This is a genomic window from Pseudomonas sp. ERMR1:02 (assembly GCF_002277815.1).
Classification (GTDB): Bacteria; Pseudomonadota; Gammaproteobacteria; order Pseudomonadales; family Pseudomonadaceae; genus Aquipseudomonas.
On the sequence record NZ_NKJI01000005.1, the window covers coordinates 385,547 to 398,021 of the forward strand.

Here is a 12,475-nt window from a genome sequence, read left to right on the forward strand (position 1 = left end):
GTGGTACCGAGTCATCGTTCTTCGCGGGCAAGCCTCGCTCCTACAGGATCTCAGGGCCGGGCTTTGAGCTGTTCAGCCGCAGCCTTGGCCAGATCCGGCGGCAGGAAGTCTTTGTCCGGGTTGTAGTCGGGCTTGAGCCAGCGTGCCAGGTCCTGCAAGTCCCCCGGATTCAACGTGCCGGCCTGTTGTTTCAAGCGCAGGTTGTCGAGGATGTAGTCGTAGCGGGTGTTGTTGTAGTCGCGCACCGAGGTGTACAGCGAGCGCTGCGCATCCAGCACGTCGACGATGTTTCGCGTCCCCACCTGATAGCCAATTTCGGTCGCTTCAACCGCGCTCTGGTTGGAGATGATCGATTGTTTGCGCGCCTGAACCTGCTCGACATCGGTGTTCACCGCGCGGTGCAGGTCGCGGGTGTTTTCCACGATTGAGCGACGCAGGGATTCACGTTGCTGCTCGGTCTGGTCCAGTTGGGCGTACGACTGACGCACCTGGGAGTTGATCAGGCCGCCGCTGTAGATCGGAATGTTCAGTTGCAGCCCTACCGACGTCTGCTCGACGTTTCCACCGTATGGTTGGGGGAATCCATTCGGGTTGCTGAAGCCCAGTGCATCGTTGTCGCCTTTCTCGTATTTCGCTACGGCATCGATAGTCGGTGCATGGCCAGCCTTGCGCTGCTTGAGGGTTTGCTCGGCGGCACTGACGGCGTAGTTGCTGGCCAACAGATTGAGGTTCTGTCTGGCCGCCGTTTCGACCCAGGCCTTGGCGTCGTTCGGCGCCGGCGGCAGGATCGGCAAGTTATGGCTGATGCCTTGAATCGACTTGTACTCCCGGTTGGTCAGGGTGACCAGGGCCTCGAAGGCGTCATCCACCTGACGCTGCGCGACGATGCGGTTGGCCCGAGCGGTGTCGTAGCTGGCTTGCGAGTTCAGTACGTCGGTCTTGTCCGAGAGGCCTACATCAAAGCGCTCGTTGGACTGGTCGAGCTGGCGCTTGAATGCGGCTTCTTCAGCCTTGGTCGAGGCCAGGTTGTCCTGGCTGCGCAGCACGTTGAAGTAGCTGTCGGCGGTTTGCAGGATCAGGTTTTGCTCGGTCGCAGAAAGTTGCAGGGCGGCCTGTTCGTTCACGTCCTTGGCAGCCTGGAACTGGAACCAGCGATCGGCACGGAACAGCGGTTGCGCCAGGGTGGCTTGATAGGAGTGGGCATCGCGGTTTGCGGTGGCCGAAGGCTGGTCGATCGCTGTGCGCACGCTGGTGACATTAGCACCGCCCGACAAATTGGGCAGCAATCCGGCGCGGGCCTGGGGCACGACTTCTTTCTGCGCACCATATTGGGCGACGGCGGCGGCGAGGTCGGCGTTGTTGTCGACCGCTTCCTGATAGACGCTGACCAGGTCAGTTTTGGTCGATACGGGCGCTTCTGCTGCCCAGGCCATTCCATTGGACGCACAAGACACGGCAACGGCCAGTGAGAGTTTGCGCAGCATGAGGCGATCCCTAGAAAATTACACTGATAATTTGAGCGCCAAGGCTACGGCGCGGCACATTCAGCGTCAATGCGCAGCGTGGCCGTTGCGAGTGTAGTTGCGCGCTCGTTCGGCAACAATCCTGTAAATGCGCCATTCATCACGGTGTTTATCGTGGTGTTGGCGTTCTTTGCCAGTTGTGTCTAGACTGGCCACGTTCTTGTCGGGGTGCCTTGCTGTGAGGCTGAGATCGAATAATTTCGGATCCCGTTGAACCTGATCAGGTTAGCGCCTGCGTAGGGAACAAGATTTCTCGTCACCCGGCGAGTCCTCTTGTGCTTCGTCCGGGATGTTGTTCGACAATCGAACACCCCTCGAGCACTGAGCACAGCACAGCTGGTTTTCCCAGTTCACGTGCGTCCATTCGTTACAGGTTCACTCCGACAAAATTCCACTGCCTGGATGCTGTCTGGAGAGCCCGTGATGACTACAAAAGCAAAAATAGCTACCAACCTGAGTGACTCGGCCAAGGTCGATCAGCAATCGGTTCAGCCTTTTACCCGCTCGCAAAAAATCTATGTTCAGGGCACACGCCCCGACATCCTCGTGCCGATGCGCGAAATCAGCCTCGATGTGACGCCGACCGACTTCGGTGGCGAAGTCAACGCGCCGGTGGTTGTGTACGACACCTCGGGCCCGTACACCGACCCCAACGTCACCATCGACGTGCGCAAAGGCCTGGCCGATGTGCGCTCACCGTGGATCGAATCCCGTGGCGACACCGAACGCCTGAGCGGCCTGAGTTCGAACTTCGGCCAGGAACGCCTCGCCGATCCAGAGTTGACCAAGCTGCGCTTCGCTCACGTCAACAACCCGCGCCGTGCCAAGCCGGGCGCCAACGTCAGCCAGATGCACTACGCCCGCCAAGGCATCATTACCGCCGAGATGGAATACGTCGCCATCCGCGAAAACATGAAGCTGGAAGTGGCCCGTGCCGCCGGCCTGCTGGATCAGCAACACGCCGGCCACAGCTTTGGCGCCAGCGTGCCGAAAGTCATCACCCCTGAATTCGTCCGTGACGAGATCGCCCGTGGTCGCGCGATCATTCCGGCCAACATCAACCACACCGAACTGGAACCGATGATCATCGGCCGTAACTTCCTGGTGAAGATCAACGGCAACATCGGCAACAGCGCCCTGGGTTCGTCCATCGAAGAAGAAGTGGCGAAACTGACCTGGGGCATTCGCTGGGGTTCGGACACGGTCATGGACCTGTCCACCGGCAAACACATTCACGAAACCCGCGAGTGGATCATCCGCAACTCGCCAGTACCGATCGGGACCGTGCCGATCTATCAGGCCCTGGAAAAAGTCGGCGGCGTCGCCGAGGACCTGACCTGGGAGCTGTTCCGCGACACGTTGATCGAGCAGGCCGAGCAGGGCGTCGACTACTTCACCATCCACGCCGGTGTACTGCTGCGCTACGTGCCGATGACCGCCAAGCGCGTGACCGGCATCGTTTCCCGTGGCGGTTCGATCATGGCCAAGTGGTGCCTGGCGCACCACAAAGAGAACTTCCTCTACACCCATTTTGAAGACATCTGCGAAATCATGAAGGCCTACGACGTCAGCTTCTCGCTGGGGATGGCCTGCGTCCGGGTTCGATTGCAGACGCCAACGACGAAGCGCAGTTCGGCGAGCTGGAAACCCTGGGTGAGCTGACCAAGATTGCCTGGAAACACGACGTGCAGTGCATGATCGAAGGCCCTGGCCATGTGCCGATGCAGTTGATCAAGGAGAACATGGACAAGCAGTTGGAATGCTGCGACGAGGCGCCGTTCTACACCCTCGGCCCGCTGACCACCGACATCGCGCCGGGCTACGACCACATTACCTCCGGCATCGGTGCGGCGATGATCGGCTGGTTCGGCTGCGCCATGCTCTGCTACGTGACGCCGAAGGAGCACTTGGGCCTGCCGAACAAGGATGACGTGAAGACAGGGATCATCACCTACAAGATCGCCGCGCATGCCGCCGATCTGGCCAAAGGGCATCCTGGTGCGCAAATCCGCGACAATGCATTGAGCAAGGCGCGCTTCGAATTCCGTTGGGAAGACCAGTTCAACCTGGGCCTTGATCCGGACACTGCTCGTTCGTATCACGATGAAACCCTGCCGAAGGATTCGGCCAAGGTCGCGCACTTCTGTTCCATGTGCGGGCCCAAATTCTGCTCGATGAAAATCACCCAGGAAGTCCGTGAATACGCGGCCAACCAACGGATCGAAGCGGTCGACGTGGATGTCGCCCAAGGCATGGCCGAACAGGCCGAGCGCTTCAAGCAGGAAGGCAGTCAGCTTTACCAGAAAGTTTGATCTGACCCGCTGCGCCGCTCTGGCGCTGCTCTTGTAGGAGCGAGGCTTGCCCGCGAAGGCGGTTTGCCTGACACACCGCCTTCGCGGGCAAGCCTCGCTCCTACAGATAGCGGTTACAACAACAAATGTCCCTCTGAGATAACACCCCGTGAGCATTCAACCCAGCACTTACTCCCCCGATATCGCGGTGCCGATCGACAAACGTGTGTTCGGCGGCCGCGATCTGTTTCCCTGTGGTTCTCCCTCGGCATCGGCCTGATGGTCTTGCAGACCGGCGCCTTGCTCGCGCCGGGTCTAGGGCTGTCCGGCTCGTTGCTGGCGATATTCCTCGGCACGCTGGTCGGCGTGCTGTTGCTGGCTGCGGTCGGCGTGATCGGCAGCGACACTGGCCTTTCGTCGATGGCTGCGCTCAAGCTCAGCCTCGGCAAGCGTGGTGCGAGCCTGCCGGCGGTGCTGAACCTGCTACAACTGATCGGTTGGGGCTCGTTCGAAATCATCGTCATGCGTGATGCGGCCAGCCTGTTGGGCGCGCGCGCTTTCAGCGAAGGCAGCCTGCTGTCCAATCCAGTGCTGTGGACGCTATTTTCGGCGCACTGGCGACCTTGCTGGCGGTGAGTGGGCCGTTGACCTTCGTGCGGCAGATCCTGCGCAAGTGGGGCATTTGGCTGCTGCTGGCTGCATGCATCTGGCTGACCTGGAACCTGTTCGCCAAGGCTGACCTGGCGGCCTTGTGGGCACAGGCCGGTGACGGTTCGATGCCATTCGCCGTGGGCTTCGACATCGCCATTGCCATGCCGCTGTCGTGGTTGCCGCTGATTGCCGACTACTCACGTTTTGGCAAACGCGCGAAGAACGTCTTCGGTGGCACCGCGATCGGCTTCTTTATCGGTAATTTCTGGCTGATGAGCCTGGGCGTGGCCTACACATTGGCGTTCGCGCCGAGCGGTGAAGTCAATGCCTTGCTGTTGGCGCTGGCCGGAGCTGGCCTGGGGATTCCGCTGCTGCTGATTCTGCTGGATGAGTCGGAAAACGCCTTCGCCGATATTCACTCGGCGGCGGTGTCCAGCGGGATTCTGTTGCGCTTGAAGGTCGAGCACCTGGCGTTGGCCATCGGTGTGGTCTGCACCTTGATCGCCTTGCTGGCGCCTTTGGCCCAGTACCAGAACTTCCTGTTGCTGATCGGTTCGGTATTCGCGCCGCTGTTCGGCGTGGTGCTGGTGGATCACTTCATTCTGCGCAAGCGCAGTGGCCAGGTGGCGTCAGCCGCGTTGCGCTGGCCGGCGCTGCTCGCCTGGCTGGGTGGGATCAGCACGTATCATCTGCTGGCCAACCTGTATCCGGATATCGGCGCAACCCTGCCGGCACTGATCCTGGCAGGGCTGATGCAGCTTGTGCTGGGTGCTGCCTTCAGTTACGGCCGGGAAACAGCTCGGGCTTGAGGATGCCGTTCAGGCGAGGGTAGGGGATCTTCAGTTCGACATGGCCCAGCGCGTAAGGCGCGATGCTGCTGGTGTCGTACTTGAGGATCACCCCGCCGTAGGTCAGCGCCACGTTCTGGGTTTTCTGGAACGGCCAGCTCTTGACGAACTCCGGTTCCTGATCGAGCTTGGTGCTGATCAGCCAGCTGTTGTGCGCCACTTGCGCCGCTTTCCAGAAAGCCTCTTCCTGCCCCGGCACCAGCATGTCCGACAACGTCAGCACTTTATGTTGCTGGCGTGAATAGTTAATGAAGCCTCGACCCGGCGTGCCATGGGCACCGCCAGTGTCCAGGTAGCTGGACAACTCGATGATCACCAATCCGTCATGCTGCTCGCGTACTTTCGCTTGCAGATAACTGCTGTTGCGCGGTCCGGCGGTGCGCAAAAACTGTTCGCGATAGGCCGCCAGTGTCGGTGCGACCTGGGCATCGGGCGAGGTATGGGTCATTTGCAGCAGGCGATTTTCGATGATGCCGTCAAGCGCAGGCTCGGTGGGGAAGTGCACGGTGTCTATGTTCACCAGCGGACAGTCCTGTTCCTTGCAGTCTGGCTTGAGCTGCTCGGTGGCATCGCGCGTGGTTTCCAGCGGCGCTCGATAGTTGGGCTGGAACAGGCTCTGGCAGGCGCCCAGGGTAAGGGCAATAGCGGCCACGGAGGCAATTTTAAAAAGCGACATGGGTGTCCTTCATAAAACAGGGAAAGGCAAAAAGTTACCGCTTCGACTATCAACGGCGCAGTCAGTTCGCCACTAAGCTAATTAGAGTGGGTTTCGCCCTCACCGTCTATCCCGCTGACGGGAAAGGGGGCTGCAACAAATATCACGGGCGCGTTAGGATGGCGCGAAGTCGAGGCTGGAGCCTCGTTGTAGACACGAGGATTGTCATGACTGATTTCGCCAACGCCATTCCGACCGCCGTAGATATCGTTCGGCGCGAAAAGTGCTTCGAGGGCTTCTACAAGCTCGATCGCGTGCACTTGCGTCACGAATTGTTCGCCGGGGCATGAGTCGTGAAATCCATCGTGAAGTGTTCGTTCGCCACGATGCGGTATGCGTGCTGCCTTACGATGCACAGCGCGACGAAGTGGTACTGATCGAGCAGTTTCGCGTCGGCGCCGTGGGCAAGACCGACAATCCGTGGCTGATCGAACTGGTCGCTGGTCTGATCGACAAGGAAGAAGTGCCGGAAGAAGTTGCTCACCGCGAAGGGCAGGAGGAAGCTGGGCTTGTATTCGGGGCGCTGTGGCCGATGATCAAATATTTTCCATCGCCGGGCGGCAGCAATGAATTCGTGCATTTGTTCCTGGGGCGTTGCGAGACAACCGGGGTCGGCGGCCTGCATGGGCTGGAGGAAGAAGCAGAAGATATCCGCGTCACGGTGTGGGCCTTTGAAGATGCCCTGCAAGCCGTACGCGATGGACGAATTTCCAATGCGGCCACCATCATTGCCTTGCAATGGCTGGCTTTGAACCGCGTTGAAGTGAGGGGGTTATGGTCGTAAACAAGTTGCGCGATCGCTATCGGGTAGACCTGGTCGGGCTGCAAGCGTCCTGTGAGGCGAATTATGCGCGCCTGATGCGACTGCTGCCGGACATGCGCAGCGAGCCGGCGGCACGGCGCATCGCCGTGACCCATGGCGACCAGATGCTCGGTGTGCTGGCGCTGGAGGTGCTGCAAGTCTGCCCGTACACCACGACCCTGCAAGTGCGCCAGGAACACAGCCTGCCTTGGCTGCCTGTGCCACAACTGGAAGTCCAGGTCTATCACGACGCCTGCATGGCCGAAGTGGTCAGTGCCGAGCATGCGCGACGTTTTCGCGGCATCTATCCTTACCCGAATGCCTCGATGCACCAGCCTGATGAAAGGCCCAGCTGAATATGTTTCTGGGGAGTGGCTGAGCCATTGCCTGGCTTTGGGGCATGAGTACGAAGTCGTACGCTAACTTGAGCCGCAGTTGTGAACTGCGTCAGGTTCGCAGGTTTCCCCTTTCGAGCGTCCCCCAGCATAATTGCGCCACTGACCCCATCCCGTGTCGCGCCCTGGGAGAACACCTTGCCGAGCGTATCTACATTGTCCACCGCCGAACCGGCGTTGCTGGTGCAACTCTCCGACAGTCACCTGTTTGCCGAGGCGCAAGGCACGCTGCTGGGCATGAATACCCGCGAAAGTCTGCAAAAAGTCATCGAGCTGGTGCGGGCGCAGCAACCGCAGATCGATCTGATCCTGGCCACCGGTGATCTGTCCCAGGACGGCACGCTGGAGTCCTATCAACTATTTCGCGATTTAACCCGGCCGCTTGATGCGCCGACGCGCTGGATTCCCGGTAATCACGACGAGCCACAGATCATGGCCAAGGCCGCGGTGCAGAGTGCTTTGCTTGAGCCGGTGGTGGATATCGGCAACTGGCGAGTCACGCTGCTTGATTCAGCGGTTGCGGGCTCGGTGCCCGGATATTTGCAGGATGAACAGTTGCAGTTGCTGGCCCGCTCGTTGAGCGAGGCGCCGCAGCGGCATCATCTGGTGTGCTTGCACCACCATCCGGTGTCTATCGTTGTGCGTGGATGGAGCCAATCGGGTTGCGTAATCCCGAAGCGTTGTTTGCGGTGCTGGAGCGTTTTCCGCAGGTGCGCGCTGTGCTCTGGGACATGTGCATCAGGAAATTGATCAAATGCGTGGCGATGTACGTCTCATCGCTTCGCCGTCGACCTGCATTCAGTTCGAGCCGGGGAGCGAAGATTTCAAGGTCAGCGAGCAGGCGCCGGGGTATCGCTGGTTGCGGTTGCTGCCGGACGGGCGGCTGGAAACCGGCGTGGAGCGCGTCACCGGCTTCGACTTCCAAGTCGATTATGGCTCCAACGGTTACTGAAAGACTGAGTTGCGGCCTTCGCGAGCAAGCCCGCTCCCACATTCGACCGCATTCCATCTGAAGGAACTCGGTTGACTGTGGGAGCGGGCTTGCTCGCGAAGGCGTCCGTACAGGCGACATGAATTTCGCGGATATCCCCGATTCCCCCGACACCCTGTAAACTCCGTCTTCTTTACCCGACGCACAGGGAGTTCAAATGTCCGGCTCGATCCTTTATATCCACGGTTTCAACAGCGCGCCTGCATCACATAAGGCCACTCTGTTGAGCGAAGTGATGGAGCGGCTGGGCTTGAGCGATCATTTGCGCGTGCCCGCTTTGCATCACCATCCCCGTGAGGCCATCGGTCAGCTGGAACAGGCGATTGCCGAGCTCGGTCGGCCATTGCTGGTCGGCAGCTCGCTCGGCGGCTACTATGCGACTCACCTGGCCGAGCGCCATGGCCTGAAAGCCCTGTTGATCAATCCTGCCGTCAGTCCGCACCGGATGTTCGACGGATTTCTGGGAACACAGAAAAACCTGTACACCGATGAGGCCTGGGAACTGACCCACGACCACGTGACGGCCCTGGCCGAGCTGGAAGTGCCGGCACCGCAGGACCCCTATCGCTATCAGGTGTGGTTGCAGACCGGGGACGAAACGCTGGACTATCGCCTTGCCCAACAGTATTACCGGGCCTGCGCCTTGCGTATCCAGGCAGGCGGCGACCATAGTTTCCAGGGATTTGCCGCACAGCTTCCGGCCATGTTGAGTTTTGCCGGCATAGGCGCGGATTTGTATCAGGGCATTGATTTCACAGCGCTTTGATTTTCACGGCAGACATGCCCTTGTTGTACTGAATTTTTTTCACTGAACAGCTTTTCACTGAAGGACGACGAGACCCCATGGCCACTCCCAGCGCTAGCTCTTATAACGCCGACGCCATCGAAGTCCTCTCGGGCCTCGACCCGGTGCGCAAGCGCCCCGGCATGTACACCGACACAAGTCGACCAAACCACCTCGCCCAGGAAGTCATCGACAACAGCGTCGACGAAGCCTTGGCAGGGCATGCCAAATCGGTGCAAGTCATCCTGCACGCCGATCACTCGCTGGAAGTCAGCGATGACGGCCGTGGCATGCCGGTGGACATTCACCCGGAAGAAGGCGTGTCGGGCGTCGAACTGATCCTTACCAAGCTTCATGCGGGTGGCAAGTTTTCCAACAAGAACTACCAGTTCTCCGGCGGTCTGCACGGCGTTGGTATTTCGGTGGTCAACGCCTTGTCGACTGAAGTCCGGGTGCGCGTAAAACGTGACGGCAACGAATACCAGATGAGCTTCGCTGACGGCTACAAGTCGAGCGAGCTGGAAATCATCGGCACCGTCGGCAAGCGCAACACCGGCACCAGCGTGTTCTTTGCCCCGGATCCGAAATACTTCGATTCACCAAAATTCTCTATCAGCCGCCTCAAACACGTGCTCAAGGCCAAGGCCGTGCTGTGCCCAGGGCTGCTGGTCAGTTTGAAGACAAGGCTACCGGCGAGAAAGTCGAATGGCACTACGAAGACGGCCTGCGTTCTTACCTGGTCGACGCAGTCAGTGAGTTCGAACGCCTGCCGGACGAACCGTTCTGCGGCAGCCTGGCCGGTAACAAGGAAGCCGTGGACTGGGCGCTGCTGTGGCTGCCGGAAGGTGGCGACGCAGTTCAGGAAAGCTACGTCAACCTGATCCCCACCGCCCAGGGCGGCACTCACGTCAACGGCCTGCGTCAGGGCTTGCTCGACGCAATGCGCGAGTTCTGCGAATTCCGCAGCCTGTTGCCGCGCGGTGTGAAGCTGGCTCCGGAAGACGTCTGGGAGCGCGTCGCTTTCGTGCTGTCGATGAAGATGCAGGAACCACAATTTTCCGGTCAGACCAAAGAGCGTCTATCGTCCCGCGAAGCGGCGGCGTTCGTTTCCGGTGTGGTCAAGGACGCTTTCAGCCTGTGGCTCAACGCCCACCCGGAAACCGGCCTGCTGCTGGCCGAACTGGCGATCAATAACGCCGGCCGTCGTCTGAAGGCCAGCAAGAAGGTCGAGCGCAAACGCATTACCCAGGGGCCGGCGTTGCCGGGCAAACTCGCCGATTGCGCCGGACAGGATCCGATGCGTTCCGAGCTGTTCCTGGTGGAAGGTGATTCCGCCGGTGGTTCGGCCAAGCAGGCGCGGGATAAAGAGTTCCAGGCGATCCTGCCGTTGCGCGGCAAGATTCTCAACACCTGGGAAGTCGACGGCAGCGAAGTGCTGGCCAGCCAGGAGGTGCACAACATCGCCGTGGCCATCGGTGTCGATCCGGGCGCCGCGGACATGAGCCAGCTGCGCTACGGCAAGATCTGCATCCTCGCCGACGCCGACTCCGACGGCCTGCACATTGCCACGCTGCTGTGTGCGTTGTTCGTCCAGCATTTCCGCCCGTTGGTGGACGCAGGTCACGTCTATGTCGCCATGCCGCCGCTGTACCGTATCGACCTGGGCAAAGAAATCTACTACGCCCTGGACGAAGCCGAGCGCGACGGGATTCTCGATCGCCTGGTGGCCGAGAAAAAACGCGGCAAGCCGCAGGTCACCCGATTCAAAGGCCTGGGTGAAATGAACCCGCCGCAGCTGCGCGAAACCACCATGGACCCGAACACTCGGCGTTTGGTGCAACTGACGCTGGAAGATTTCGAAGCGACTTCGGAAATGATGGACATGCTGCTGGCGAAAAAACGTGCTGGCGACCGCAAAACCTGGCTGGAGTCCAAGGGCAACCTGGCCGAGGTTCTGGGCTGATGCGTCTGGGCTTTGCCCTGGCGTGTACGTTGCTGCTGACCTCGATCACGGTGTCTGCCGAGCCGACACCACAGCTGCGCCTGTTGTCCGAACATGCTGTCGACGGTATGCGCGGCGGCAACCTGTCCGGGCTGGCCCAGTGTGGCAAGGAGCTGTGGACAGTTTCCGACCGCGACGACGACCAGATCTATCGCCTCGAAACCGGCGACGGCGTCTGGCACGCTGAAACAGTGGGTATCGATGTTCCTACCGTGCCCGACAGCGGTTTGCCATGGGGTATACGCGTTCGGGTCTGGGCGGCATCGTTCATCCGTGGCGGCGACCTGGATTTTGAAGGTATTACCTGCGACAGCGCCGGCAACCGCTACGTGGTCAGCGAAGCTCACGCGGCTGTACTGCAAATTCCGCCAACCGGGCCGGCGTCGTGGTTGAAAATTTCGCCGCTCATGGTTCGCGAGGCTCGGGCTAGCGGCTTGCTTTTGCACTTCAATGCGGTGTTCGAAGGTTTGGCGATCAATCCGGCGGGTGACCAGTTGTGGCTGGCTGCCGAGCGTGAGGGTCGCGGGTTGTTGCTGATCAAGCGCAAGCAAACCGTCTGGGACTGCGATGGCGGTTGTGTGTTGCTGAGCGAAGCCGGTAAGGAAATGCAGCCTGCACAATTTCCCGGGGCCAAAGCGATGCCACGGGATTTTGCCGATCTGGCATTGTTCAGCGGCAAGCTTTTTACCCTTGAGCGCAACGCGTTCCAGATTTGCCGCCGAGACGCGGTGACGGCCAAGGTCGAGCGCTGCTGGTCGTTTGCGGACGAGGCATTACAGGAACATCGCCGTTATCCACAGGCCTATGGGCTGGCGGAAGCGTTGATCGTGGACGCCGAGGGCGCCTGGATCGGTATCGACAACAACAACGGTGCCCGCGCCGATGGCGAGGATCGTCCGATCATTTGGCGCTTTGCCGCGCCTGACGGTGGCTGGAGTGCCAAGCCATGAGTCAGCAAACGCCGGGCAGGCGCGCCGGTCGGGTTTTATGGTGCTGGCCTGGTGCGCTGCGCTGTTTCTGGCGACGCGATTTTTTGGTCAATGGGAAGAGCGACAGCAAAATCCCAACGCGGTGGTCAATTCGCAGCAGGGCGACGGTTTTATCGAGGTGAAACTGTTGGGCAATGCCCAAGGGCATTTTGTAGTCAGCGGCCAGATCAACGGTCAGCCAGTGGACTTCATGCTCGACACTGGGGCGACCGACGTGGCGATCCCGGCGGAGCTGGCCAAGCGCTTGAATCTGGAAGAAGGTTTCGGTGTGACCCTGAGCACGGCCAATGGCCTGAGCCAGGGCTATCGCACCCGTATCGAACGCCTGCAACTTGGCGACATCGTGCTGCGTGACGTCCGCGCACTGGTGGCGCCCGGCCTGCATTGCGATCAGGTGCTGCTCGGCATGAGCGCACTGAACAAACTTGAATTTACCCAGCGCGGTGGCACCATGCTGCTGCGCCAGACAACGAACCGATGAGGC

The 12,475-nt window shown here is 60.2% G+C and carries 6 protein-coding genes, 6 pseudogenes and 1 riboswitch; of the genes and pseudogenes, 10 read left to right on the plus strand and 2 right to left on the minus strand.

The window, feature by feature from the left end:
• Positions 1–50: 50 nt before the first annotated feature.
• Positions 51–1,484 (minus strand): TolC family outer membrane protein, encoded by a 1,434-nt coding sequence (locus CES87_RS12595; protein ID WP_128606363.1) that lies wholly within the window; start codon positions 1,482–1,484, stop codon positions 51–53.
• 193 nt (positions 1,485–1,677) lie between these two features.
• Positions 1,678–1,783, plus strand: a riboswitch (TPP riboswitch).
• Positions 1,784–1,946: 163 nt separating this feature from the next.
• Here CES87_RS12595 and thiC point away from each other — a divergent pair.
• Both thiC and cytX read left to right on the plus strand, forming a co-directional pair.
• Positions 1,947–3,835: pseudogene (gene thiC / locus CES87_RS12600) on the plus strand (phosphomethylpyrimidine synthase ThiC).
• 148 nt (positions 3,836–3,983) lie between these two features.
• Positions 3,984–5,274, plus strand: a pseudogene (gene cytX, locus CES87_RS12605) (putative hydroxymethylpyrimidine transporter CytX).
• On the opposite strand, the gene CES87_RS12610 reads toward cytX, so the two are convergent.
• A complete protein-coding gene (locus tag CES87_RS12610) occupies positions 5,243–5,989 on the minus strand; it encodes an RsiV family protein (protein WP_128606364.1) in 747 nt (248 codons plus the stop codon). The pseudogene cytX and the gene CES87_RS12610 sit on opposite strands and share 32 nt — an antisense overlap.
• Positions 5,990–6,195: 206 nt before the next feature.
• On the opposite strand from CES87_RS12610, the gene CES87_RS33050 reads away from it, so the two are divergent.
• The 8 genes and pseudogenes from CES87_RS33050 (at position 6,196) to CES87_RS12645 (ending at position 12,472) form a co-directional block, all read left to right on the plus strand.
• On the plus strand, positions 6,196–6,318 hold the full coding sequence (locus CES87_RS33050; protein WP_256590879.1) for a hypothetical protein: 123 nt from the start codon (positions 6,196–6,198) through the stop codon (positions 6,316–6,318).
• Positions 6,300–6,812 carry an NUDIX domain-containing protein gene (locus tag CES87_RS12615; RefSeq protein ID WP_256590877.1) on the plus strand — a complete coding sequence of 171 codons (513 nt, stop codon included), beginning with the start codon at positions 6,300–6,302 and terminating at the stop codon, positions 6,810–6,812. The genes CES87_RS33050 and CES87_RS12615 overlap by 19 nt, the downstream gene beginning before the upstream one ends.
• A pseudogene (locus tag CES87_RS12620) lies at positions 6,803–7,253 on the plus strand (DUF1249 domain-containing protein). The gene CES87_RS12615 and the pseudogene CES87_RS12620 overlap by 10 nt, the downstream one beginning before the upstream one ends.
• Positions 7,254–7,363: 110 nt before the next feature.
• Positions 7,364–8,177, plus strand: a pseudogene (gene cpdA / locus CES87_RS12625) (3',5'-cyclic-AMP phosphodiesterase).
• A 196-nt stretch (positions 8,178–8,373) separates the two neighbouring features.
• Positions 8,374–8,982: a YqiA/YcfP family alpha/beta fold hydrolase gene (locus CES87_RS12630; RefSeq protein WP_128606365.1), complete on the plus strand. Its 609-nt coding sequence runs from the start codon at positions 8,374–8,376 to the stop codon at positions 8,980–8,982.
• 77 nt (positions 8,983–9,059) lie between these two features.
• Positions 9,060–10,963 (plus strand): annotated as a pseudogene (parE, locus tag CES87_RS12635) (DNA topoisomerase IV subunit B).
• The gene (locus CES87_RS12640) at positions 10,963–11,952 is read left to right on the plus strand and encodes an esterase-like activity of phytase family protein (RefSeq protein WP_128606366.1); all 990 of its coding nucleotides are present in this window, start codon (positions 10,963–10,965) and stop codon (positions 11,950–11,952) included. Before parE ends, CES87_RS12640 begins: the two are co-directional and overlap by 1 nt.
• A pseudogene (locus CES87_RS12645) lies at positions 11,949–12,472 on the plus strand (TIGR02281 family clan AA aspartic protease). The gene CES87_RS12640 and the pseudogene CES87_RS12645 overlap by 4 nt, the downstream one beginning before the upstream one ends.
• Positions 12,473–12,475: the final 3 nt, after the last annotated feature.

What these genes read in the sequence shown, in the direction of transcription:
- CES87_RS12595 (WP_128606363.1), bottom strand. Translation starts at nt 1,484, where the DNA reads ATGCTGCGCAAACTCTCACTGGCCGTTGCCGTGTCTTGTGCGTCCAAT.
- CES87_RS12610 (WP_128606364.1), bottom strand. Translation starts at nt 5,989, where the DNA reads ATGTCGCTTTTTAAAATTGCCTCCGTGGCCGCTATTGCCCTTACCCTG.
- CES87_RS33050 (WP_256590879.1), top strand. Translation starts at nt 6,196, where the DNA reads ATGACTGATTTCGCCAACGCCATTCCGACCGCCGTAGATATCGTTCGG.
- CES87_RS12630 (WP_128606365.1), top strand. Translation starts at nt 8,374, where the DNA reads ATGTCCGGCTCGATCCTTTATATCCACGGTTTCAACAGCGCGCCTGCA.
- CES87_RS12640 (WP_128606366.1), top strand. Translation starts at nt 10,963, where the DNA reads ATGCGTCTGGGCTTTGCCCTGGCGTGTACGTTGCTGCTGACCTCGATC.